The organism is Pseudomonas sp. SID14000 (genome assembly GCF_002165135.1).
In the GTDB taxonomy this organism is placed as follows: Bacteria; Pseudomonadota; Gammaproteobacteria; order Pseudomonadales; family Pseudomonadaceae; genus Aquipseudomonas.
Map to the genome: position 1 here is coordinate 14,246 of NZ_NFZQ01000022.1, position 21,605 is coordinate 35,850.

Below are 21,605 nucleotides of genomic sequence, written 5' to 3' on the forward strand. Positions count from 1 at the left end.
CTATCTCCCCTTAGAACACTGTGCACAGAACTTCGCCGCCGACACCGGCAGCGCGCGCAGCGCGATCAGTCATCACACCTTTGTTGGTGGAGACGATAGACACGCCCAGACCGCCACGTACTTTCGGCAGTTCTGCGACGGACTTGTACTGGCGCAGGCCTGGACGGCTGGAGCGCTTCAGTTCCTCGATGACCGGACGGCCTTCGAAGTACTTCAGTTCGATCGACAGGGAAGGCTTGGCCTCACCAGTTACCTGGTAGCCGGCGATGTAACCTTCGTCTTTCAGAACTTTGGCAACCGCGACCTTCAGGGTGGAGGAAGGCATGCTTACGACGGACTTTTCAGCCATCTGGGCATTACGGATGCGAGTTAGCATGTCCGCTAACGGGTCCTGCATACTCATGGGCTAGATGCTCCTGATACAAGAATTATTAGCCTTGCGGCTATCACAACCACCCGAGCGGACAGGGCAAAAAACCCAGGCTCAGGTGAGCCGGTCATTCTAGACACAAGGCAGAAACGAAACAAGCCCCATATAGGGGCTTGTTTGTTGGCGAAGTCACCGGCGGTCGGAAGATTGCTCCCCTTCCGCCGGGATCCTGCCTGCAGCGATTACCAGGAGGCCTTGACCAGACCTGGTACGTCACCGCGCATTGCAGCTTGACGCAGCATGTTACGGCCCAGGCCGAACTTACGGTATACACCGTGAGGACGACCGGTCAGGCGGCAACGGTTGCGCAGACGCGAGGCGCTGGCATCACGTGGCTGCTTCTGCAGGGCGACAACGGCAGCGAAACGCTCTTCAGGAGAGGCGTTCAGGTTGACGATGGTCGCTTTCAGCTCGGCACGCTTTTTGGCGTACTTGGCTACCGTGAGCTGACGCTTCAGCTCGCGGTTTTTCATGCTCTTCTTGGCCATTTTCCTACTCCAATCAGTTGCGGAACGGGAACTTGAAAGCACGCAGCAGAGCGCGGCCTTCGTCGTCCGAACGAGCAGTGGTGGTCAGGGTGATGTCCAAACCGCGCAGAGCATCGATCTTGTCGTAGTCGATTTCCGGGAAGATGATCTGCTCTTTCACGCCCATGCTGTAGTTGCCACGGCCATCGAAGGACTTGGCATTCAGGCCGCGGAAGTCGCGAACCCGAGGCAGGGAGATCGCCAGCAGGCGGTCCAGGAATTCGTACATCTTGTCGCGACGCAGGGTCACCTTGACACCGATCGGCCAGCCTTCACGGACTTTGAAGCCCGCGATGGATTTACGAGCGAAAGTCACGACCGGCTTTTGACCGGTGATCTTTTCCAGGTCGGCAACAGCGTGCTCGATGACTTTCTTGTCGCCGATCGCTTCGCCCAGACCCATGTTCAGGGTGATCTTGGTAACGCGCGGAACTTCCATCACGTTCGACAGCTTAAGTTCTTCCTTAAGCTTAGGAGCGATTTCGTTCCGGTAAATCTCTTTCAGTCGTGCCATGGTCTTCTACCTAGCAGTGTTCAAGCATCAACCGCTTTTTGGGTCGACTTGAAGACACGAATTTTTTTACCGTCTTCTACTTTGAAACCAACGCGGTCAGCCTTGTTGGTTTCGCCGTTGAAGATGGCAACGTTGGAAGCGTGCAGAGGCGCTTCTTTTTCGACGATACCGCCCTGTACGCCCGCCATCGGGTTAGGCTTGGTATGACGCTTGACCAGGTTCACGCCACCAACAACCAGACGGTTATCAGCCAGAACCTTCAGCACCTTACCGCGCTTACCTTTGTCTTTGCCGGCGATCACGATGATCTCGTCGTCACGACGAATCTTTTGCATGTCGGATCTCCTTACAGCACTTCAGGGGCGAGCGAGACGATCTTCATGAACTTCTCGGTACGAAGTTCACGGGTCACTGGCCCGAAGATGCGAGTGCCGATCGGCTCTTGCTTGTTGTTCAGCAGAACAGCAGCGTTGCCGTCGAAACGAATGATGGAACCGTCAGCGCGACGAACACCGTGACGGGTGCGCACGACAACAGCAGTCATCACTTGGCCTTTCTTGACCTTACCGCGCGGAATTGCTTCCTTGACGGTTACCTTGATGATGTCACCGATGCCGGCGTAACGGCGGTGCGAACCGCCGAGCACCTTGATGCACATGACGCGACGAGCGCCGCTGTTATCGGCCACATCGAGCATGGATTGAGTCTGAATCATAAAATTTCTCCGACCCTTCGCCCTTAGACTTCAACAGCGCGTTCGAGGACTTCAACCAGTGCCCAGGACTTGGTCTTGGCCAGCGGACGGGTTTCACGGATGGAAACCTTGTCGCCGATCTTGCACTGGTTGGCTTCGTCGTGCGCGTGCAGCTTAGTCGAACGCTTAACGTATTTACCGTAGATCGGGTGCTTGACGCGACGCTCGATCAGAACGGTGATGGTCTTGTCCATTTTGTCGCTGACGACACGGCCAGTCAGCGTACGGACGGTTTTTTCAGCTTCAGCCATGATCACTTACCTGCCTGCTGGTTGAGCACAGTTTTCACGCGAGCGATGTCACGCTTAACTTGCGAGAGCAGGTGCGACTGCCCCAACTGGCCAGTTGCTTTCTGCATACGCAGATTGAACTGGTCGCGCAGCAAGCCGAGCAGTTGCTCATTCAGTTGCTGTGCCGATTTTTCACGAAGTTCATTCGCTTTCATCACATCACCGTCCGCTTAACAAAGGAGGTGGCGAGAGGCAGCTTTGCAGCAGCCAGGGCGAAAGCTTCGCGCGCCAGCTCTTCAGAAACACCCTCGATTTCATACAGGACTTTGCCTGGCTGAATCTGGGCAACCCAGTATTCCACGGAACCCTTACCTTTACCCATACGAACCTCGAGAGGCTTCTTGGAGATCGGCTTGTCCGGGAACACACGGATCCAGATCTTGCCGCCACGTTTTACGTGACGGGTCAGCGCACGACGTGCGGACTCGATCTGGCGAGCGGTGAGGCGACCGCGAGCAACAGCTTTCAGGGCGAATTCGCCGAAGCTGACTTTGCTACCGCGCAGTGCCAGACCACGGTTGTGGCCGGTCATCTGCTTGCGGAATTTTGTACGCTTTGGTTGCAACATTTGGCGTACCCCTTACTTAGCAGCTTTTTTACGAGGCGCTGGTGCTTGTGGTTTCAGCTCTTCTTGGCGACCACCAATTACTTCGCCTTTGAAGATCCAAACCTTCACACCGATCACACCGTAAGTGGTGTGAGCTTCGTAGGTGTTGTAGTCGATATCGGCACGCAGGGTGTGCAGAGGCACACGACCTTCGCGATACCACTCGGTACGAGCAATCTCAGCACCGCCGAGACGACCGCTCACCTGGATCTTGATGCCCTTGGCACCAATACGCATGGCGTTCTGCACGGCGCGCTTCATGGCGCGACGGAACATTACGCGGCGTTCCAGCTGCTGAGCTACGCTCTGCGCAACCAGCATAGCGTCGAGTTCCGGCTTGCGGATCTCTTCGATGTTGATGTGCACAGGCACACCCATCTGCTTGGTCAGGTCCTGACGCAGCTTCTCGACATCTTCACCTTTCTTGCCGATAACGATACCGGGACGAGCGGTGTGGATGGTGATGCGTGCAGTTTGAGCCGGACGATGAATATCGATACGGCTTACGGACGCGCTTTTTAGTTTGTCCTGGAGGTACTCACGCGTTTTCAGATCCTTCAACAGGTAATCTGCGTAAGTAGCACCGTCTGCGTACCAGACGGAGGTGTGCTCCTTGACGATTCCCAGGCGAATGCCAGTGGGATGTACTTTCTGACCCATCTGATCGACTCCGTTACTTGTCCGCAACCTTGACAGTGATATGGCAAGACCGCTTGACGATGCGATCAGCACGGCCTTTGGCACGTGGCATGATGCGCTTCAGCGAACGCCCTTCGTTGACGAAGACGGTGGAGACCTTCAGGTCATCAACGTCTGCGCCTTCGTTGTGTTCGGCGTTGGCAACGGCCGACTCGAGGACTTTCTTCATGATTTCAGCGGCTTTTTTGCTGCTGAAGGCCAACAGGTTGAGCGCTTCGCCCACCTTCTTCCCGCGGATCTGGTCGGCGACCAAGCGGGCTTTCTGGGCGGAGATGCGAGCGCCCGACAACTTAGCGGCTACTTCCATTTCCTTACCCCTTAACGCTTGGCTTTCTTGTCAGCCACGTGCCCGCGGTAGGTGCGGGTACCGGCGAACTCGCCCAGTTTGTGGCCGACCATGTCTTCGTTCACCAGAACTGGGACATGTTGACGACCGTTGTGTACCGCGATGGTCAGACCGACCATTTGTGGCAGGATCATCGAACGGCGCGACCAGGTTTTAACTGGCTTGCGATCGTTCTTCTCCACCGCCACTTCGACCTTCTTCAACAGGTGAAGATCGATAAAAGGACCTTTTTTCAGAGAACGTGGCACTGTCGTATCCCTCTAGTTACTTGCGACGACGGACGATCATGTTGTCGGTACGCTTATTACCACGGGTCTTCGCACCCTTGGTTGGGAAGCCCCATGGCGATACCGGATGACGACCACCGGAGGTACGACCTTCACCACCACCATGTGGGTGGTCAACCGGGTTCATGGCAACACCACGAACGGTTGGGCGAACGCCGCGCCAGCGTTTGGCACCAGCTTTACCCAGCGAACGCAGGCTGTGCTCGGAGTTCGAGACTTCGCCCAGGGTCGCACGGCACTCAGCCAGGACTTTACGCATTTCACCAGAGCGCAGACGCAGGGTCACGTAGACACCTTCGCGAGCGATCAGCTGAGCCGAGGCACCAGCGGAACGAGCGATCTGAGCACCTTTACCCGGCTTCAGTTCGATGCCGTGAATGGTGCTACCTACTGGAATGTTGCGCAGCTGCAGGGAGTTACCGGCCTTGATTGGGGCCAGGGCACCTGCGATCAGCTGGTCGCCAGCGCTCACGCCTTTAGGGGCGATGATGTAGCGACGCTCACCGTCTGCGTAGCACAGCAGGGCGATGTGAGCAGTACGGTTCGGGTCGTATTCGATACGCTCGACAGTGGCTGGGATGCCATCTTTGTCGTTGCGACGGAAGTCGACCAGACGGTAATGCTGCTTGTGACCACCACCAACGTGACGAGTGGTAATGCGGCCATTGTTGTTACGACCACCAGACTTCGATTTTTTCTCGATCAGCGGTGCGTGAGGAGCGCCTTTGTGCAGCTCCTGGTTGACCACCTTGACCACGAAACGGCGGCCAGGGGAAGTCGGTTTGCATTTAACGATTGCCATGATGCACCCCTTCCTTACTCAGCACTGCTGCTGAAATCGAGATCTTGGCCTGGCTGAAGGGAGACGATCGCCTTCTTCCAGTCATTACGCTTGCCCAGACCACGTGCGGTACGCTTGGTTTTACCCAGAACGTTAACAGTCGACACGTTTTCAACTTTTACGTTGAACAGGCCTTCGACAGCTTTCTTGATTTCCAGCTTGGTTGCATCGGTAGCAACCTTGAATACGAACTGGCCTTTTTTCTCAGCCAGAACGGTAGCCTTCTCGGAAACGTGCGGGCCAAGGAGGACTTTGAATACGCGTTCCTGGTTCATCCCAGCAGCTCCTCGAATTTCTTCACGGCCGAGACAGTGATCAACACTTTCTCGTATGCGATCAGACTGACCGGGTCGGAACCTTGTACGTCACGTACATCGACGTGCGGCAGGTTGCGAGCAGCCAGGTACAGGTTCTGATCAACAGCGTCGGAAACGATCAGTACGTCGTTCAGACCCATGCCGTTCAGCTTGTTCAGCAGATCTTTGGTTTTCGGCGCTTCAACAGCGAAGTCCTGAACCACGACCAGACGGTCGCTACGCACCAGCTCAGCGAGGATGGAGCGCAGGGCTGCGCGGTACATCTTCTTGTTGAGCTTCTGCGAGTGATCTTGAGGGCGAGCTGCGAAGGTTACACCACCGCCACGCCAGATCGGACCACGAGTGGTACCAGCACGAGCACGGCCAGTACCCTTCTGACGCCATGGGCGCTTACCGCCACCAGCCACGTCGGAACGGGTCTTCTGCTGCTTGGTGCCCTGACGGCCGCCGGCCATGTAGGCCACGACTGCTTGGTGTACCAGCGTCTCGTTGAATTCGCCACCGAAAGTCAGTTCGGAAACTTCGATCGCCTGAGCGTCATTTACATTGAGTTGCATGTCAGTTTCCCCTTAACCGCGAGCCTTGACAGCTGGACGTACAACCACGTCGCCGCCAGTAGCGCCTGGAACGGCACCCTTGACCAGCAGCAGGTTGCGCTCAGCGTCTACGCGAACTACTTCCAGGGACTGAACAGTCACGCGCTCGGCGCCCATGTGACCGGACATTTTCTTGCCCTTGAACACACGACCAGGAGTCTGGCACTGGCCGATGGAACCTGGGACACGGTGCGACACGGAGTTACCGTGGGTGTTGTCCTGGCCACGGAAGTTCCAGCGCTTGATGGTACCGGCGAAGCCTTTACCTTTGGACTGACCAGTAACGTCTACCAGCTGGCCTGCAGTGAAGAGTTCAGCTTTGATCAGATCGCCAGCCTGGAAATCGCCTTCTTCAAGACGGAACTCCCAGACACCGCGACCAGCGGCAACGTTGGCCTTGGCGAAGTGACCTGCCTGAGCGGCAGTCACACGCGAAGCACGACGCTCGCCGACAGTGACTTGCACTGCACGGTAGCCATCGGTTTCTTCAGTTTTGAACTGGGTGACGCGATTCGGCTCGATCTCGATGACCGTGACCGGAATGGAGACACCTTCTTCGGTGAAAATGCGGGTCATACCGCATTTGCGACCGATTACACCAATAGTCATGTTGTAAACCTCATGAGTGTACGGGGCTTTCACCCGCTATGGCCGCCCATTTCAGAGCGTTACACGACTAGACCGAAGTCTTAGCCGAGGCTGATCTGTACTTCCACACCTGCCGCCAGATCAAGCTTCATCAGCGCATCAACGGTTTTATCCGTTGGCTGGACGATGTCCAGAACACGCTTATGAGTGCGGATCTCGTACTGGTCACGCGCGTCTTTGTTGACGTGCGGGGAAACCAGAACGGTGAAACGCTCTTTGCGGGTAGGCAGTGGAATTGGACCACGCACTTGTGCACCAGTACGTTTCGCGGTTTCCACGATTTCCTGGGTGGATTGGTCGATCAGGCGATGGTCGAAAGCCTTCAACCTGATACGGATTTGCTGATTTTGCATTGGATTTCAGACTCCAGGCTGTTCCCAACGGACGCACTACGCCCGCTAAAAGGAGGCGTGATTCTATAGACGCCCCCATTTAGTGTCAACCCAATAAAAAAAACCCCCGCTGAGCGGGGGTTTTTTCAATCGGTCGAGTGATTACTCGATGATTTTGGCTACGACGCCGGCGCCGACGGTACGACCGCCTTCACGGATAGCGAAGCGCAGACCGTCTTCCATTGCGATGGTCTTGATCAGGGTGACAGTCATCTGAATGTTGTCACCTGGCATTACCATTTCAACGCCTTCCGGCAGTTCGCAGTTACCGGTCACGTCAGTGGTACGGAAGTAGAACTGAGGACGGTAGCCCTTGAAGAACGGAGTGTGACGACCGCCTTCTTCCTTCGACAGAACGTAGACTTCTGCGGTGAACTTGGTGTGCGGCTTGACCGAACCTGGCTTGACCAGAACCTGGCCACGCTCAACGTCGTCACGCTTGGTACCACGCAGCAGAACGCCGCAGTTCTCGCCAGCACGGCCTTCGTCCAGCAGCTTGCGGAACATTTCGACACCGGTGCAGGTGGTGGTCGAAGTTTCACGCAGACCAACGATTTCCAGCGGATCCTGAACGCGGACGATACCACGCTCGATACGGCCGGTAACAACGGTACCACGACCCGAGATCGAGAATACGTCTTCGATCGGCATCAGGAACGGCTGGTCAACGGCACGAACTGGCTCAGGGATGTAGGCATCCAGAGTTTCCACCAGCTTCTTGACAGCGGTAGTACCCATTTCGTTGTCGTCTTTGCCTTCCAGGGCCATACGAGCCGAACCGATGATGATCGGGGTGTCGTCGCCTGGGAAGTCGTAGGTGGACAGCAGGTCGCGAACTTCCATCTCGACCAGTTCCAGCAGCTCAGCGTCGTCTACCAGGTCAGCCTTGTTCAGGAAGACCACGATGTAAGGAACGCCTACCTGACGGGACAGCAGGATGTGCTCACGGGTTTGTGGCATCGGACCATCGGCGGCCGAGCAAACCAGGATCGCGCCGTCCATCTGGGCAGCACCGGTGATCATGTTCTTCACGTAGTCAGCGTGACCTGGGCAGTCAACGTGAGCGTAGTGACGAATGTTCGAGTTGTACTCGACGTGAGCGGTGTTGATGGTGATACCGCGCGCTTTTTCTTCCGGAGCCGAGTCGATCTTGTCGAACTCAACGACCGCCGAACCGAAAACTTCGGAGCAGACGCGAGTCAGAGCTGCGGTCAGAGTGGTCTTACCGTGGTCAACGTGGCCGATGGTGCCGACGTTAACGTGGGGAAGGGAACGATCAAATTTTTCTTTAGCCACGACAGTGAACCTCTTGCCTAAAGGGGATTAGCCTTGTTTTTTAACGAGTGCTTCGACGATGTTCGACGGAGCTTCGGCGTATTTGGAGAATTCCATGGAGTAGCTTGCGCGACCCTGAGACATGGAACGAACGTCGGTTGCGTAACCGAACATCTCTCCGAGCGGAACTTCAGCGCGGACGACACGGCCAGAGACCGATTCATCCATACCCTGGACCAGACCACGACGACGGTTCAGGTCACCCATCACGTCACCCAGGTAGTCTTCCGGGGTTACAACTTCGACCTTCATGATCGGCTCGAGGACCACGCCACCACCCTTCTGGGCCAGTTGCTTGGTTGCCATCGAAGCAGCGATCTTGAACGCCATTTCGTTGGAGTCGACGTCGTGGTACGAACCGTCGAACACGGTAGCCTTCAGGCCGATCAGCGGATAGCCGGCAACAACGCCGTTCTTCATCTGCTCTTCGATACCCTTCTGGATCGCAGGGATGTATTCCTTCGGAACCACACCACCAACGACTTCGTTGGTGAAGACCAGGCCCTCAGTGATGTTGCCCTTATCGTCTTCATCCGGCTGCGAGAAGCGAATCCAGCAGTGACCGAACTGACCACGACCACCCGACTGGCGAACGAACTTGCCTTCGATCTCCACACCGGACTTGGTGATCTTCTCGCGGTACGAAACCTGCGGCTTGCCGATGTTGGCCTCAACGTTGAATTCACGCTTCATGCGGTCAACGATGATGTCCAGGTGCAGCTCACCCATACCGGAGATGATGGTCTGACCAGTCTCTTCGTCGGTCTTGACGCGGAACGACGGGTCTTCCTGAGCCAGCTTGCCCAGAGCGATACCCATCTTTTCCTGGTCCTGCTTGGTCTTCGGCTCGACAGACAGCGAAATCACTGGCTCCGGGAAGTCCATGCGCTCAAGGATGATTGGCTTGTCGGCGTCGCACAGGGTTTCACCAGTGGTAACGTCCTTCATGCCGATCAGGGCCGCGATGTCGCCAGCGCGCACTTCCTTGATCTCTTCACGCTGGTTGGCGTGCATCTGCACCATACGACCAACGCGCTCTTTCTTGCCTTTGACCGAGTTGATGACCGAGTCACCAGAGGTCAGAACGCCCGAGTAGACGCGAACGAAGGTCAGGGTACCTACGAACGGGTCGGTAGCGATCTTGAACGCCAGAGCCGAGAACGGCTCGTTGTCGTCGGCGTGACGCTCGTCCTGCTGCTCTTCGGTGATCTCATCCTTCGGCACTTCGGCCAGATCAGGGTGGATACCCTTGATCGCAGGAATTTCGGTCGGAGCAGGCAGGAAGTCGATAACGGCGTCGAGAACCAGGGGAACACCCTTGTTCTTGAACGACGAACCGCAGACAGCCGGAACGATCTCGCTGGCCAGGGTGCGCGCACGCAGACCTGCCTTGATTTCTTCGACGGTCAGCTCACCTTCTTCAAGGTACTTGTTCATCAGCTCTTCGCTGGCTTCGGCGGCGGCTTCAACCATGTTGTTGCGCCATTCGTTAGCCAGGTCGACCATATCCGCTGGAATTTCTTCTTCGCGGTAGGTAGTGCCTTTGTCGTCTTCGTTCCAGTAGATGGCTTTCATCTTGATCAGGTCAACCTGACCCTGGAAGTCGTCTTCTGCACCGATAGCCAGTTGGACCGGAACCGGGGTGTGACCCAGGCGGTTCTTGATCTGGCCGACAACGCGCAGGAAGTTGGCACCAGCACGGTCCATCTTGTTCACGTAGACAACACGCGGAACACCGTACTTGTTGGCCTGACGCCATACGGTTTCGGACTGCGGCTCAACGCCGGAGGTACCGCAGAACACAACGACCGCGCCGTCGAGTACACGCAGCGAACGCTCTACTTCAATGGTGAAGTCAACGTGGCCGGGGGTATCGATGACGTTTACGCGGTAGTTGTCGTACTGACCACGGGAACCTTTCCAGAAGGTGGTAACGGCAGCGGAGGTAATGGTGATACCGCGCTCCTGCTCCTGCACCATCCAGTCGGTGGTCGCGGCGCCGTCATGCACCTCGCCCATCTTGTGGCTCAGACCTGTGTAGAACAGGATCCGCTCGGTAGTGGTAGTCTTGCCCGCGTCAACGTGGGCGCAGATACCGATGTTACGGTAGCGGTTAATTGCTGTAGTACGAGCCATAAAGCCCTCGCAAAATGATTGATGCTTGAATTAGAAGCGGTAGTGCGAGAACGCTTTGTTGGCCTCGGCCATACGGTGCACGTCTTCACGCTTCTTGACTGCAGCACCCTTGCCTTCAGCAGCATCCAGCAGCTCGCCAGCCAGGCGCAGAGCCATCGACTTCTCGCCGCGCTTACGGGCGTAGTCTACGAGCCAGCGCATTGCCAGAGCGTTACGACGGGATGGACGAACTTCAACCGGAACCTGGTAAGTGGCACCGCCGACACGGCGGGACTTAACTTCGACCAGCGGAGCGATGGCGTCGAGAGCTTTCTCGAAGATTTCCAGGGGGTCGCTGTTCTTGCGTGCTTTGACGGTATCCAGAGCACCGTAAACGATGCGCTCGGCTACGGCCTTCTTGCCGCTTTCCATCACGTGGTTCATGAACTTGGCGAGGATCTGGGATCCGTACTTCGGATCGTCCAGGATCTCACGTTTTGCTGCTACACGACGTCTTGGCATGATAAGCCCTCAAACGGTCTTCAGGTTAGCCCGGGACCAGGTCTCTCGACCCCTGCCCGACCTTACTCTTATCGACTCAAATAAATGGATGTCTGCAAACGACCGATTACTTCGGACGCTTGGTACCGTACTTCGAACGACCCTGGTTACGGCCTTTAACGCCCGAAGTATCCAGAGAGCCGCGAACGGTGTGGTAACGAACACCTGGCAAGTCTTTTACACGGCCGCCACGGATCAGGACGACGCTGTGCTCTTGCAGGTTGTGGCCTTCACCACCGATGTACGAGGAAACCTCGAAACCGTTGGTCAGACGCACACGGCATACTTTACGCAGTGCCGAGTTAGGTTTTTTCGGCGTGGTGGTGTACACACGGGTGCACACGCCACGACGCTGCGGGCAGTTCTGCAGCGCAGGTACGTCGGATTTCTCGACGGTACGCTTACGCGGCTGACGTACCAGCTGGTTGATAGTTGCCATCTACTAGCTCCACTGATTGTCTTGCGACGCTATTGTCTTGCAAGAAAGCCAAAAATTGGCGAGACGGAGCCTCACCAAATTTAAGGGTACAAAAGTCTAAAGAGGATCTTGCACCCAGTCAAGACGAGGCCCCGGCCCTCCCCGCCCGGTCATCGGCAACAATTGATGTCACCGATGCCCTTGCGAGGCTTGCCGGGGCCCTGCCCTGTACTTAGTTACCGCTGGAGTTCAGCGCTTCGGTCAGTGCGGCTTCCACCTCACTGGCGCTCACACGCAGCGGCTTGTCGGCATCACGGCGACGCTTGCGCTCGCTGTGGTAGGCCAGACCGGTACCAGCCGGGATCAGACGACCCACGACCACGTTCTCTTTCAGGCCGCGCAGGTAGTCGCGCTTGCCGGTTACCGCCGCTTCGGTCAGTACGCGGGTGGTTTCCTGGAAGGAAGCCGCGGAGATGAACGACTCGGTCGACAGCGAGGCCTTGGTGATACCCAGCAGCACGCGGGAGAACTTGGAGACGAACTTGTCCTCGGCGGCGAGACGCTCGTTCTCTACCAATACCTGAGTCAGTTCCATCTGGTCGCCCTTGATGAAGCTGGAGTCGCCCGACTCAGTGATCTCGACCTTGCGCAGCATCTGACGCAGGATGGTCTCGATGTGCTTGTCGTTGATCTTAACGCCTTGCAGGCGGTAAACATCCTGGATCTCGTTGACGATGTACTTCGCCAGCGCACTCACACCCAGCAGGCGCAGGATGTCGTGTGGATCGCTCGGGCCGTCGGAGATAACTTCGCCGCGGTTTACCTGTTCGCCTTCGAAGACGTTCAGGTGGCGCCACTTCGGAATCAGCTCTTCGTACGGATCGCTACCGTCGGTCGGGGTAATGACCAGACGACGCTTGCCCTTGGTTTCCTTACCGAACGCGATGGTGCCGCTGACTTCAGCCAGAATCGAGGCTTCTTTCGGACGGCGCGCTTCGAACAGGTCGGCAACGCGTGGCAGACCACCGGTGATGTCACGGGTCTTCGACGTTTCTTGCGGGATACGCGCGATAACGTCACCGACACCGATCTGGGCACCGTCAGCCACGCCGACGAGGGCGTTGGCCGGCAGGAAGTACTGGGCAGGTACGTCGGTACCTGGCAGGTACAGATCCTTGCCAGAAGCGTCGACCATCTTGATTGCAGGACGGATTTCCTTACCAGCGGCAGGGCGATCCTTGACGTCCAGAACTTCAATGTTGGTCAAACCGGTCAATTCGTCGGTCTGACGCTTGATGGTGATGCCTTCTTCCATGCCCACGAAGGTCACGGTACCTTTCAGTTCGGTAACGATCGGGTGGGTGTGCGGGTCCCACTTGGCGACGATGGCGCCAGCTTCGACCTTGTCACCTTCCTTGACCGAAATCACCGCACCGTAAGGCAGCTTGTAGCGCTCACGCTCACGACCGAACTCGTCGGCAATGGCCAACTCGCCCGAACGCGATACGGCAACAAGGTTGCCATCAGCACGCTCTACCTGCTTCAGGTTGTGCAGACGCACCATACCGCCGTTCTTCACCTGGACGCTGTCGGCAGCCGAGGTACGGCTCGCAGCACCACCGATGTGGAACGTACGCATGGTCAGCTGGGTACCCGGCTCACCGATCGACTGGGCAGCGATAACGCCGACAGCTTCACCGATGTTCACCTGGTGACCGCGAGCCAGGTCACGACCGTAGCACTTGGCGCAGATGCCGTAGCGGGTTTCGCAGTTGATCGGCGAACGCACGACCACTTCGTCGATGCTGTTCAGCTCGATGAACTCGACCCACTTCTCGTCAACCAGGGTACCGGCCGGAACGATGACGTCCTCGGTGCCTGGCTTGAACACGTCACGGGCGATGACACGACCCAGTACACGCTCACCCAGCGGCTCTACAACGTCGCCGCCTTCGATGTGCGGGGTCATCAGCAGGCCCTGGTCGGTGCCGCAGTCGATCTCGGTAACCACCAGATCCTGGGCAACGTCTACCAGACGACGAGTCAGGTAACCGGAGTTCGCAGTCTTCAGTGCGGTATCCGCCAGACCCTTACGAGCACCGTGGGTCGAAATGAAGTACTGCAGAACGCTCAGACCTTCACGGAAGTTCGCGGTGATCGGCGTCTCGATGATGGAGCCGTCCGGCTTGGCCATCAGGCCACGCATACCGGCCAGCTGACGGATCTGGGCTGCGGAACCCCGCGCACCAGAGTCAGCCATCATGTACATCGAGTTGAAGGACTCTTGCTCGACTTCCTTGCCTTCGCGGTCGATGACCTTCTCTTTCGAGAGGTTGGCCATCATCGCCTTGGACACTTCGTCGTTCGCCTTCGACCACAAGTCGATGACCTTGTTGTACTTCTCGCCCTGGGTTACCAGGCCGGAGGCGTACTGGCTCTCGATTTCCTTCACTTCGTCGGTAGCGGTACCGATGATGCGGGCTTTCTCGTCCGGGATAACGAAGTCGTTAACACCGATGGAAACGCCGGAAATGGTCGAGTAAGCGAAACCGGTGTACATCAGCTGGTCAGCGAAGATAACGGTCTCTTTCAGACCAACCACGCGGTAGCACTGGTTGATCAGCTTGGAGATCGCCTTCTTCTTCATCGGCTGGTTGACCACGTCGTACGGCAGGCCTGCCGGTACAACCTGGAACAGCAGCGCACGGCCGACGGTGGTGTCGACGATGCGGGTGTTCTTGACCACGGAACCGTCACGCTCTTTCACGGTTTCGTTGATACGAACCTTGATTTTCGCGTGCAGGGCAGCCTCGCCGGCGCGGAATACGCGGTCGACTTCCTGCAGGTCGGCGAACACGCGACCTTCGCCCTTGGCGTTGATGGCTTCGCGGGTCATGTAGTACAGACCCAGTACCACGTCCTGCGACGGAACGATGATTGGCTCACCGTTGGCTGGCGACAGGATGTTGTTGGTCGACATCATCAGCGCGCGCGCTTCGAGCTGGGCTTCCAGGGTCAGCGGCACGTGAACGGCCATCTGGTCACCGTCGAAGTCGGCGTTGTAAGCGGCACAGACCAGCGGGTGCAGCTGGATAGCCTTACCTTCGATCAGAACCGGTTCAAAGGCCTGGATACCCAGACGGTGCAGGGTCGGTGCACGGTTGAGCAGCACGGGGTGTTCGCGGATCACCTCGGCGAGCACGTCCCACACCTCTGGCAGCTCGCGCTCGACCATCTTCTTGGCAGCCTTGATGGTGGTGGCCAGACCACGCATTTCCAGCTTGCCGAAAATGAACGGCTTGAACAGCTCGAGAGCCATCTTCTTCGGCAGACCGCACTGGTGCAGACGCAGGGTCGGGCCTACGGTAATTACCGAACGGCCGGAGTAGTCCACACGCTTACCGAGCAGGTTCTGACGGAAGCGACCTTGCTTACCTTTGATCATGTCGGCCAGGGACTTCAGCGGACGCTTGTTCGAGCCAGTGATGGCGCGACCACGACGGCCGTTGTCCAGCAGGGCGTCGACCGCTTCCTGCAGCATGCGCTTTTCGTTGCGCACGATGATGTCCGGCGCCGACAGATCCAGCAGGCGCTTCAGACGGTTGTTACGGTTGATCACCCGACGATACAGGTCGTTCAGGTCGGAGGTCGCGAAGCGGCCACCATCCAGCGGAACCAGCGGACGCAGGTCCGGCGGCAGCACTGGCAGGACGGTCAGGACCATCCACTCAGGCAGGTTGCCCGAGCCCTGGAAAGCCTCCATCAGCTTCAGGCGCTTGGACAGCTTCTTGATCTTGGTTTCCGAGTTGGTCTGCGGAATTTCTTCGCGCAGGCGACCGATCTCGTGCTCCAGGTCGATAGCATGCAGCAGCTCGCGGACAGCCTCGGCCCCCATGCGGGCGTCGAAGTCGTCACCGAACTCTTCCAGCGCTTCGAAGTACTGCTCGTCGTTCAGCAGCTGGCCCTTTTCCAGGGTGGTCATGCCCGGATCGATAACGACGTAGCTCTCGAAGTAGAGCACGCGCTCGATGTCACGCAGGGTCATGTCCATCAGCAGGCCGATACGGGACGGCAGCGACTTCAGGAACCAGATGTGGGCAACCGGCGAGGCCAGTTCGATGTGCGCCATGCGCTCACGACGAACTTTTGCCAGGGCAACTTCAACGCCGCACTTCTCGCAGATCACGCCGCGGTGCTTGAGGCGCTTGTACTTGCCGCACAGGCACTCGTAGTCCTTGACTGGGCCAAAGATCTTGGCGCAGAACAGGCCGTCACGCTCAGGCTTGAACGTACGGTAGTTGATGGTTTCCGGCTTCTTAACTTCACCGAACGACCACGAACGGATCATTTCAGGCGACGCCAGACCGATGCGGATGGCGTCGAACTCTTCGACTTGACCCTGGTTTTTCAGCAAATTCAGTAGGTCTTTCAAGGCCTTTCCTCCTGGCGGAGCAGGGAGCGGGCATTACCTGCCCCACTCCCCTTCGCGTCACGTGTTATTCGGTTTCCAGATCGATATCGATACCGAGCGAACGGATCTCTTTGATCAACACGTTGAAGGACTCGGGCATGCCCGGCTCCATACGGTGATCGCCATCCACGATGTTCTTGTACATCTTGGTACGGCCGTTCACGTCGTCCGACTTCACTGTGAGCATTTCTTGCAGGGTGTATGCCGCGCCGTATGCTTCCAGCGCCCACACTTCCATCTCCCCGAAACGCTGACCACCGAACTGCGCCTTACCACCCAGCGGCTGCTGGGTAACCAGGCTGTAGGAACCAGTGGAACGCGCGTGCATCTTGTCGTCCACCAAGTGGTTCAGCTTGAGCATGTACATGTAACCAACGGTCACAGGACGCTCGAACTTGTTGCCGGTACGGCCATCGAACAGCACCATCTGGCCGCTCTCTGGCAGGTCGGCCAGCTTCAGCATGGCCTTGATCTCGCGCTCCTTGGCACCGTCGAAGACCGGGGTAGCCATTGGCACGCCCTTCTTCAGGTTGTGGGCCAGGGCCAGGATCTCTTCGTCGGTGAACTCGTCCAGGTTTTCCTGGCGACCGCCGATCTCGTTGTAGACCTCGGTCAGGAACACGCGCAGTTCAGCGGCCTTGCGCTGCTCTTCGATCATGCGGTCGATCTTCTCGCCCAGGCCCTTGGCCGCCAGGCCCAGGTGGGTTTCGAGGATCTGACCGACGTTCATACGCGAAGGTACACCCAGCGGGTTCAGTACGACATCGACCGGAGTACCGTTGGCGTCGTGCGGCATGTCTTCAACCGGCATGATTACCGAGACAACACCCTTGTTACCGTGACGACCGGCCATCTTGTCACCCGGCTGGATGCGACGGCGGATTGCCAGGTAGACCTTGACGATCTTCAGTACGCCCGGTGCCAGGTCATCGCCCTGCTGCAGCTTGCGCTTCTTGTCTTCGAACTTGTCGTCCAGCAGACGGCGACGATCGACGATGTACTGCTGAGCCTTTTCCAGCTGCTCGTTCAGTGCATCTTCGGCCATGCGCAGTTTGAACCACTGGCCGTGCTCCAGACCGTCCAGCACTTCGTCAGTGATCACGGTGCCTTTCTTCAGGCCCGCGCCACCGTCGACCACCTGGCCGTTCAGGGCAGAACGCAGACGCTCGAAGGTTGCACCTTCGACGATGCGGAACTCTTCGTTGAGGTCCTTGCGGATCTCGTCCAGCTGCATCTTCTCGATGGCCAGGGCGCGGCTATCGCGCTCGACGCCATCACGGGTGAAGACCTGTACATCGATGACGGTACCCTTGGTGCCGGTTGGCACACGCAGGGAGGTGTCCTTAACGTCGCTGGCCTTCTCACCGAAGATTGCGCGCAGCAGTTTTTCTTCCGGAGTCAGCTGGGTTTCGCCTTTTGGCGTTACCTTGCCGACCAGGATGTCGCCAGCGCCGACTTCGGCACCCACGTAGACGATACCGGCTTCGTCCAGCTTGTTCAGTGCGGCTTCACCCACGTTCGGGATGTCCGCAGTGATTTCCTCTGGGCCAAGCTTGGTGTCACGCGCCACACAGGTCAGTTCCTGGATGTGGATGGTGGTGAAGCGATCTTCCTGGACCACACGCTCGGACAGGCAGATGGAGTCTTCGAAGTTGAAGCCGTTCCACGCCATGAACGCGATGCGCATGTTCTGACCCAGTGCCAGCTCACCCATGTCGGTGGACGGGCCGTCGGCCATGATGTCGCCACGCTGAACCTTGTCACCCTTGCTTACCAGCGGACGCTGGTTGATGCAGGTGTTCTGGTTCGAACGGGTGTACTTGGTCAGGTTGTAGATATCCACACCTGCTTCGCCGGTTTCCACTTCGTCGTCGGCAACGCGAACAACGATACGGCTGGCGTCGACGGAGTCGATCACACCACCGCGGCGAGCAACCACGCAGACACCGGAGTCACGGGCAACGTTGCGCTCCATGCCGGTACCTACCAGCGGCTTGTCGGCGCGCAGGGTCGGTACAGCCTGACGCTGCATGTTCGAACCCATCAATGCACGGTTGGCATCGTCGTGCTCGAGGAACGGAATCAGCGACGCAGCGACGGAAACAACCTGCTTCGGCGAAACGTCCATCAGGGTGACGTCTTCCGGCGCCTTGACGGTGAATTCGTTCAGGTGACGAACAGCTACCAGCTCATCGATCAGCTGCTTCTTCTCGTTCATCGCGGCCGAAGCCTGGGCGATGACGTGATCCGCTTCTTCAATGGCCGACAGGAACACGATGTCGTCGCTGACCACCCCTTCCTTCACAACGCGGTACGGGCTTTCCAGGAAGCCGTACTGGTTGGTGCGGGCATAGGCTGCCAGGGAGTTGATCAGACCGATGTTCGGACCTTCAGGGGTCTCGATCGGGCACACGCGACCGTAATGGGTCGGGTGTACGTCACGGACTTCGAAGCCGGCACGCTCACGGGTCAGACCGCCTGGGCCGAGTGCGGAGACGCGGCGCTTGTGGGTGATCTCGGAGAGCGGGTTGTTCTGGTCCATGAACTGGGACAGCTGGCTGGAACCGAAGAACTCTTTCACCGCCGCCGCAACCGGCTTGGCGTTGATCAGGTCTTGCGGCATCAGGCCTTCGCTTTCCGCCATCGACAGGCGTTCCTTGACCGCGCGCTCGACACGCACCAGGCCAACGCGGAACTGGTTCTCGGCCATCTCGCCGACGCAACGTACGCGACGGTTACCCAGGTGGTCGATGTCGTCGACGATGCCTTTGCCGTTACGGATGTCGACCAGGGTCTTCAGAACCTCGACGATATCTTCCTTGCTCAGCACGCCCGAACCTTCGATCTCGGTACGACCGATACGACGGTTGAACTTCATGCGGCCAACGGCAGACAGGTCGTAACGCTCGGCGCTGAAGAACAGGTTGTTGAACAGGGTCTCGGCAGCATCCTTGGTTGGCGGCTCGCCAGGACGCATCATGCGGTAGATCTCGACCAGGGCTTCCAGCTGGTTGCTGGTGGTGTCGATCTTCAGGGTGTCGGAGATGAACGGACCGCAATCGATGTCGTTGGTGTACAGGGTCTCGATACGGACGACCTGTGCCTTGGCGACCTTGATAAGCAGCTCGGTGGTCATCTCGGTGTTGCATTCGGCCAGGATCTCGCCGGTAGCCGGATGCACGATGGCCTTGGCAGTAGTGCGGCCCAGGACGTATTCCATAGGAACGTCCAGCTGCTTGACGCCGGCCTTCTCGAGCTGATTGATGTGGCGCGCGGTAATACGGCGGCCCTGCTCGACGATGACTTTACCGGTTTCGTCATGGATATCCATGACCGCAACCTCACCACGCAGACGCTGCGGCACCAGTTCCAGGCTGAGCTTCTCGCCGGAAATGTGGAAGACGTTGGTGGTGTAGAAGGTGTTCAGCACTTCTTCAGTGCTGTAACCCAGGGCACGCAGCAGCACCGAGGCCGGCAGTTTGCGGCGACGGTCGATACGTACGAACACGCAGTCCTTCGGGTCGAACTCGAAGTCCAGCCAGGAACCGCGGTAAGGGATGATGCGAGCGGAGTACAGCAGCTTGCCGGAGCTGTGAGTCTTGCCACGGTCGTGGTCGAAGAACACACCAGGCGAACGGTGCAGCTGGGAAACGATCACACGCTCGGTACCGTTGATAACGAAGGTACCGTTCTCAGTCATCAGGGGGATTTCACCCATGTAGACTTCTTGCTCTTTGATGTCCTTGATCGCCTTGTTCGACGATTCCTTGTCGAAGATGATCAGGCGCACCTTGACCCGCAGTGGGACCGCGAAGGTCACGCCACGCAGGACACATTCCTTCACATCGAAGGCGGGTTCGCCCAGGCGATAGCCTACGTACTCCAGGGCAGCATTGCCGGAGTAGCTGATGATCGGAAATACCGATTTGAAGGCCGCGTGCAGGCCGACGTCGCGGAACTGATCCTTGGATGCTCCCGCTTGCAGGAATTCGCGATACGAATCCAGCTGGATGGCCAGGAGGTAAGGCACATCCATGACGTCCGGCAACTTGCTAAAGTCCTTGCGGATACGTTTTTTCTCAGTGTATGAGTAAGCCATCAGCGTTCCCCAGCTTGGTCACCTGCTTGTTTGGCTTCTCCCGGCGGGAGCAGCCAGAAAATCGTGCAAACCACTTGGTTTGCGCCACCCACATGGGTGTCTTGCAGCTTGTTATCGGGGCCGGCCTGACCGGCCACCAATAACGGAAAAAGGCCGGTGGCATAAGCCACCAGCCATCAGCCCTTCGCTCAACGCTCGGACTGGAGTCGCAAGGTCGAGATTACTTCAGCTCGACTTTAGCGCCAGCTTCTTCCAGCTTCTTCTTCGCGTCTTCAGCGGCTTCTTTCGAAACGCCTTCAGCGATAACCTGAGGAGCGCCGTCGACTTTCTCTTTGGCTTCTTTCAGGCCCAGACCGGTCAGTTCACGAACGGCCTTGATCACGTTTACTTTCTTGTCGCCAGCTTCGGTCAGAACGACGTTGAACTCGGTCTGCTCTTCAGCAGCAGCGGCAGCAACAGCTGGGCCAGCGGCAACAGCGGCAGCAGCGGTAACGCCGAAGGTTTCTTCCATCGCCTTGATCAGTTCAACAATTTCCAGAACAGTTTTCTGGCCGATCGCTTCGATGATTTGCTCGTTAGTCAGAGACATGACTTAAATCCTGTATTGGGGTGACAGCCTACGCAGCCATCAAATTAAACGTATGATTTTGAAAGAGTTGCGCGTGCCTTAGGCAGCAGCAGCTTCTTTCTGGTCGCGCAGAGCTGCCAGGGTACGAGCCAGCTTGCTGGTTGCACCTTGGATTACGCTCATCAGCTGTGCGATAGCCTCGTCGCGAGTTGGCAGGGTTGCCAGCACGTCGATCTGGTTAGCGGCAAGGAACTTGCCGTCAAACGCAGCTGCCTTGATCTCGAACTTGTCCTGACCCTTGGCGAACTCTTTGAACAGACGGGCAGCAGCGCCCGGGTGTTCGTTGGAGAAAGCAATCAGGGTCGGGCCTTTGAACGCGTCGTTGAGGATCGAGAATTCGGTGCCTTCAACAGCGCGCTTGAGCAGGGTGTTACGTACGACACGTACGTAAACGCCAGCTTCGCGGGCCTCTTTACGGAGTCCGGTCATTGCGCCTACAGTCACACCACGGGCATCGGCCACGACAGCGGACAGAGCGACTTTGGCAGCCTCGTTGACTTCAGCGACGATGGCCTTCTTGTCTTCGAGTTTAATTGCCACGGGTTTACTCCTGGTTTCTACCGTTTCATCTGGCCGAAGCCGGATGTCGTTTTGGTGTCTGATTCGGTAACGAATCGGGAGCACCATCTGCGTGGGCTGGTGTTTTAAGGCTTGCGCCGCCTACGGTCTTGGATAGCCCCCGCCAGGCAGGGACCCCAATTTTTGCTGGCGGCGCGACAGGTCGCGCCGC

General features: G+C 57.8%; 24 protein-coding genes. All 24 read right to left on the reverse strand.

Annotation, left to right across the window (positions count from 1 at the left end; translation table 11 throughout):
- Window positions 1–10 precede the first annotated feature (10 nt).
- Entirely contained in the window at window positions 11–403 is a 393-nt protein-coding gene (gene rpsH / locus CAY82_RS23760; protein WP_009681971.1) for a 30S ribosomal protein S8, read from the reverse strand.
- Window positions 404–612: 209 nt separating this feature from the next.
- Window positions 613–918: a 30S ribosomal protein S14 gene (rpsN, locus tag CAY82_RS23765; protein ID WP_013970638.1), complete on the reverse strand. Its 306-nt coding sequence runs from the start codon at window positions 916–918 to the stop codon at window positions 613–615.
- A 13-nt stretch (window positions 919–931) separates the two neighbouring features.
- Complete coding sequence (gene rplE / locus CAY82_RS23770; RefSeq protein ID WP_003257095.1) at window positions 932–1,471, reverse strand: 50S ribosomal protein L5; 540 nt, start codon at window positions 1,469–1,471, stop codon at window positions 932–934.
- Between the two features lie 20 nt (window positions 1,472–1,491).
- Window positions 1,492–1,806 carry a 50S ribosomal protein L24 gene (gene rplX, locus CAY82_RS23775; protein WP_013970637.1) on the reverse strand — a complete coding sequence of 105 codons (315 nt, stop codon included), beginning with the start codon at window positions 1,804–1,806 and terminating at the stop codon, window positions 1,492–1,494.
- An 11-nt stretch (window positions 1,807–1,817) separates the two neighbouring features.
- Entirely contained in the window at window positions 1,818–2,186 is a 369-nt protein-coding gene (rplN, locus tag CAY82_RS23780) for a 50S ribosomal protein L14 (RefSeq protein WP_002555479.1), read from the reverse strand.
- Between the two features lie 23 nt (window positions 2,187–2,209).
- The gene (gene rpsQ / locus CAY82_RS23785; protein WP_003255478.1) at window positions 2,210–2,476 is read right to left on the reverse strand and encodes a 30S ribosomal protein S17; all 267 of its coding nucleotides are present in this window, start codon (window positions 2,474–2,476) and stop codon (window positions 2,210–2,212) included.
- A 2-nt stretch (window positions 2,477–2,478) separates the two neighbouring features.
- The gene (rpmC, locus tag CAY82_RS23790) at window positions 2,479–2,670 is read right to left on the reverse strand and encodes a 50S ribosomal protein L29 (RefSeq protein WP_002555481.1); all 192 of its coding nucleotides are present in this window, start codon (window positions 2,668–2,670) and stop codon (window positions 2,479–2,481) included.
- Window positions 2,670–3,083 (reverse strand): 50S ribosomal protein L16, encoded by a 414-nt coding sequence (gene rplP, locus CAY82_RS23795; protein WP_003255479.1) that lies wholly within the window; start codon window positions 3,081–3,083, stop codon window positions 2,670–2,672. The genes rpmC and rplP overlap by 1 nt, the downstream gene beginning before the upstream one ends.
- Before the next feature lie 12 nt (window positions 3,084–3,095).
- Complete coding sequence (gene rpsC / locus CAY82_RS23800) at window positions 3,096–3,782, reverse strand: 30S ribosomal protein S3 (RefSeq protein WP_003255481.1); 687 nt, start codon at window positions 3,780–3,782, stop codon at window positions 3,096–3,098.
- A gap of 13 nt (window positions 3,783–3,795) precedes the next feature.
- A complete protein-coding gene (gene rplV / locus CAY82_RS23805) occupies window positions 3,796–4,128 on the reverse strand; it encodes a 50S ribosomal protein L22 (protein WP_003103908.1) in 333 nt (110 codons plus the stop codon).
- Between the two features lie 11 nt (window positions 4,129–4,139).
- Entirely contained in the window at window positions 4,140–4,415 is a 276-nt protein-coding gene (gene rpsS, locus CAY82_RS23810; protein ID WP_003255482.1) for a 30S ribosomal protein S19, read from the reverse strand.
- Between the two features lie 16 nt (window positions 4,416–4,431).
- On the reverse strand, window positions 4,432–5,256 hold the full coding sequence (gene rplB, locus CAY82_RS23815) for a 50S ribosomal protein L2 (RefSeq protein WP_015268750.1): 825 nt from the start codon (window positions 5,254–5,256) through the stop codon (window positions 4,432–4,434).
- Window positions 5,257–5,270: 14 nt separating this feature from the next.
- Window positions 5,271–5,570, reverse strand: coding sequence for a 50S ribosomal protein L23 (gene rplW, locus CAY82_RS23820; RefSeq protein WP_003255484.1), 300 nt, complete (start codon window positions 5,568–5,570; stop codon window positions 5,271–5,273).
- Window positions 5,567–6,169 (reverse strand): 50S ribosomal protein L4, encoded by a 603-nt coding sequence (gene rplD / locus CAY82_RS23825; protein ID WP_008089819.1) that lies wholly within the window; start codon window positions 6,167–6,169, stop codon window positions 5,567–5,569. The genes rplW and rplD overlap by 4 nt, the downstream gene beginning before the upstream one ends.
- 12 nt (window positions 6,170–6,181) lie before the next feature.
- Window positions 6,182–6,817 carry a 50S ribosomal protein L3 gene (gene rplC / locus CAY82_RS23830; RefSeq protein ID WP_003257089.1) on the reverse strand — a complete coding sequence of 212 codons (636 nt, stop codon included), beginning with the start codon at window positions 6,815–6,817 and terminating at the stop codon, window positions 6,182–6,184.
- Window positions 6,818–6,897: 80 nt separating this feature from the next.
- Window positions 6,898–7,209 (reverse strand): 30S ribosomal protein S10, encoded by a 312-nt coding sequence (rpsJ, locus tag CAY82_RS23835; protein WP_003186070.1) that lies wholly within the window; start codon window positions 7,207–7,209, stop codon window positions 6,898–6,900.
- Window positions 7,210–7,350: 141 nt separating this feature from the next.
- Window positions 7,351–8,544, reverse strand: a complete 1,194-nt coding sequence (gene tuf, locus CAY82_RS23840; RefSeq protein WP_023382632.1) for an elongation factor Tu — start codon at window positions 8,542–8,544, stop codon at window positions 7,351–7,353.
- A 27-nt stretch (window positions 8,545–8,571) separates the two neighbouring features.
- A complete protein-coding gene (fusA, locus tag CAY82_RS23845; RefSeq protein WP_087503322.1) occupies window positions 8,572–10,719 on the reverse strand; it encodes an elongation factor G in 2,148 nt (715 codons plus the stop codon).
- Between the two features lie 30 nt (window positions 10,720–10,749).
- Window positions 10,750–11,220 (reverse strand): 30S ribosomal protein S7, encoded by a 471-nt coding sequence (gene rpsG / locus CAY82_RS23850; protein WP_003246741.1) that lies wholly within the window; start codon window positions 11,218–11,220, stop codon window positions 10,750–10,752.
- A 106-nt stretch (window positions 11,221–11,326) separates the two neighbouring features.
- Window positions 11,327–11,698: a 30S ribosomal protein S12 gene (gene rpsL / locus CAY82_RS23855; protein WP_003257088.1), complete on the reverse strand. Its 372-nt coding sequence runs from the start codon at window positions 11,696–11,698 to the stop codon at window positions 11,327–11,329.
- A 211-nt stretch (window positions 11,699–11,909) separates the two neighbouring features.
- On the reverse strand, window positions 11,910–16,109 hold the full coding sequence (gene rpoC, locus CAY82_RS23860; protein WP_087503323.1) for a DNA-directed RNA polymerase subunit beta': 4,200 nt from the start codon (window positions 16,107–16,109) through the stop codon (window positions 11,910–11,912).
- A gap of 64 nt (window positions 16,110–16,173) precedes the next feature.
- Window positions 16,174–20,247 carry a DNA-directed RNA polymerase subunit beta gene (rpoB, locus tag CAY82_RS23865; RefSeq protein WP_013970631.1) on the reverse strand — a complete coding sequence of 1,358 codons (4,074 nt, stop codon included), beginning with the start codon at window positions 20,245–20,247 and terminating at the stop codon, window positions 16,174–16,176.
- A gap of 220 nt (window positions 20,248–20,467) precedes the next feature.
- Entirely contained in the window at window positions 20,468–20,836 is a 369-nt protein-coding gene (gene rplL, locus CAY82_RS23870; RefSeq protein ID WP_011531883.1) for a 50S ribosomal protein L7/L12, read from the reverse strand.
- A gap of 78 nt (window positions 20,837–20,914) precedes the next feature.
- Window positions 20,915–21,415 (reverse strand): 50S ribosomal protein L10, encoded by a 501-nt coding sequence (rplJ, locus tag CAY82_RS23875; RefSeq protein WP_003257082.1) that lies wholly within the window; start codon window positions 21,413–21,415, stop codon window positions 20,915–20,917.
- Window positions 21,416–21,605: the final 190 nt, after the last annotated feature.

Bases quoted from the DNA above. Each gene is read 5' to 3' on its own strand.
- rpsH (WP_009681971.1), bottom strand. From the start codon at position 403: ATGAGTATGCAGGACCCGTTAGCGGACATGCTAACTCGCATCCGTAAT.
- rpsN (WP_013970638.1), bottom strand. From the start codon at position 918: ATGGCCAAGAAGAGCATGAAAAACCGCGAGCTGAAGCGTCAGCTCACG.
- rplE (WP_003257095.1), bottom strand. From the start codon at position 1,471: ATGGCACGACTGAAAGAGATTTACCGGAACGAAATCGCTCCTAAGCTT.
- rplX (WP_013970637.1), bottom strand. From the start codon at position 1,806: ATGCAAAAGATTCGTCGTGACGACGAGATCATCGTGATCGCCGGCAAA.
- rplN (WP_002555479.1), bottom strand. From the start codon at position 2,186: ATGATTCAGACTCAATCCATGCTCGATGTGGCCGATAACAGCGGCGCT.
- rpsQ (WP_003255478.1), bottom strand. From the start codon at position 2,476: ATGGCTGAAGCTGAAAAAACCGTCCGTACGCTGACTGGCCGTGTCGTC.
- rpmC (WP_002555481.1), bottom strand. From the start codon at position 2,670: ATGAAAGCGAATGAACTTCGTGAAAAATCGGCACAGCAACTGAATGAG.
- rplP (WP_003255479.1), bottom strand. From the start codon at position 3,083: ATGTTGCAACCAAAGCGTACAAAATTCCGCAAGCAGATGACCGGCCAC.
- rpsC (WP_003255481.1), bottom strand. From the start codon at position 3,782: ATGGGTCAGAAAGTACATCCCACTGGCATTCGCCTGGGAATCGTCAAG.
- rplV (WP_003103908.1), bottom strand. From the start codon at position 4,128: ATGGAAGTAGCCGCTAAGTTGTCGGGCGCTCGCATCTCCGCCCAGAAA.
- rplB (WP_015268750.1), bottom strand. From the start codon at position 5,256: ATGGCAATCGTTAAATGCAAACCGACTTCCCCTGGCCGCCGTTTCGTG.
- rplW (WP_003255484.1), bottom strand. From the start codon at position 5,570: ATGAACCAGGAACGCGTATTCAAAGTCCTCCTTGGCCCGCACGTTTCC.
- rplD (WP_008089819.1), bottom strand. From the start codon at position 6,169: ATGCAACTCAATGTAAATGACGCTCAGGCGATCGAAGTTTCCGAACTG.
- rplC (WP_003257089.1), bottom strand. From the start codon at position 6,817: ATGACTATTGGTGTAATCGGTCGCAAATGCGGTATGACCCGCATTTTC.
- rpsJ (WP_003186070.1), bottom strand. From the start codon at position 7,209: ATGCAAAATCAGCAAATCCGTATCAGGTTGAAGGCTTTCGACCATCGC.
- fusA (WP_087503322.1), bottom strand. From the start codon at position 10,719: ATGGCTCGTACTACAGCAATTAACCGCTACCGTAACATCGGTATCTGC.
- rpsG (WP_003246741.1), bottom strand. From the start codon at position 11,220: ATGCCAAGACGTCGTGTAGCAGCAAAACGTGAGATCCTGGACGATCCG.
- rpsL (WP_003257088.1), bottom strand. From the start codon at position 11,698: ATGGCAACTATCAACCAGCTGGTACGTCAGCCGCGTAAGCGTACCGTC.
- rpoB (WP_013970631.1), bottom strand. From the start codon at position 20,247: ATGGCTTACTCATACACTGAGAAAAAACGTATCCGCAAGGACTTTAGC.
- rplL (WP_011531883.1), bottom strand. From the start codon at position 20,836: ATGTCTCTGACTAACGAGCAAATCATCGAAGCGATCGGCCAGAAAACT.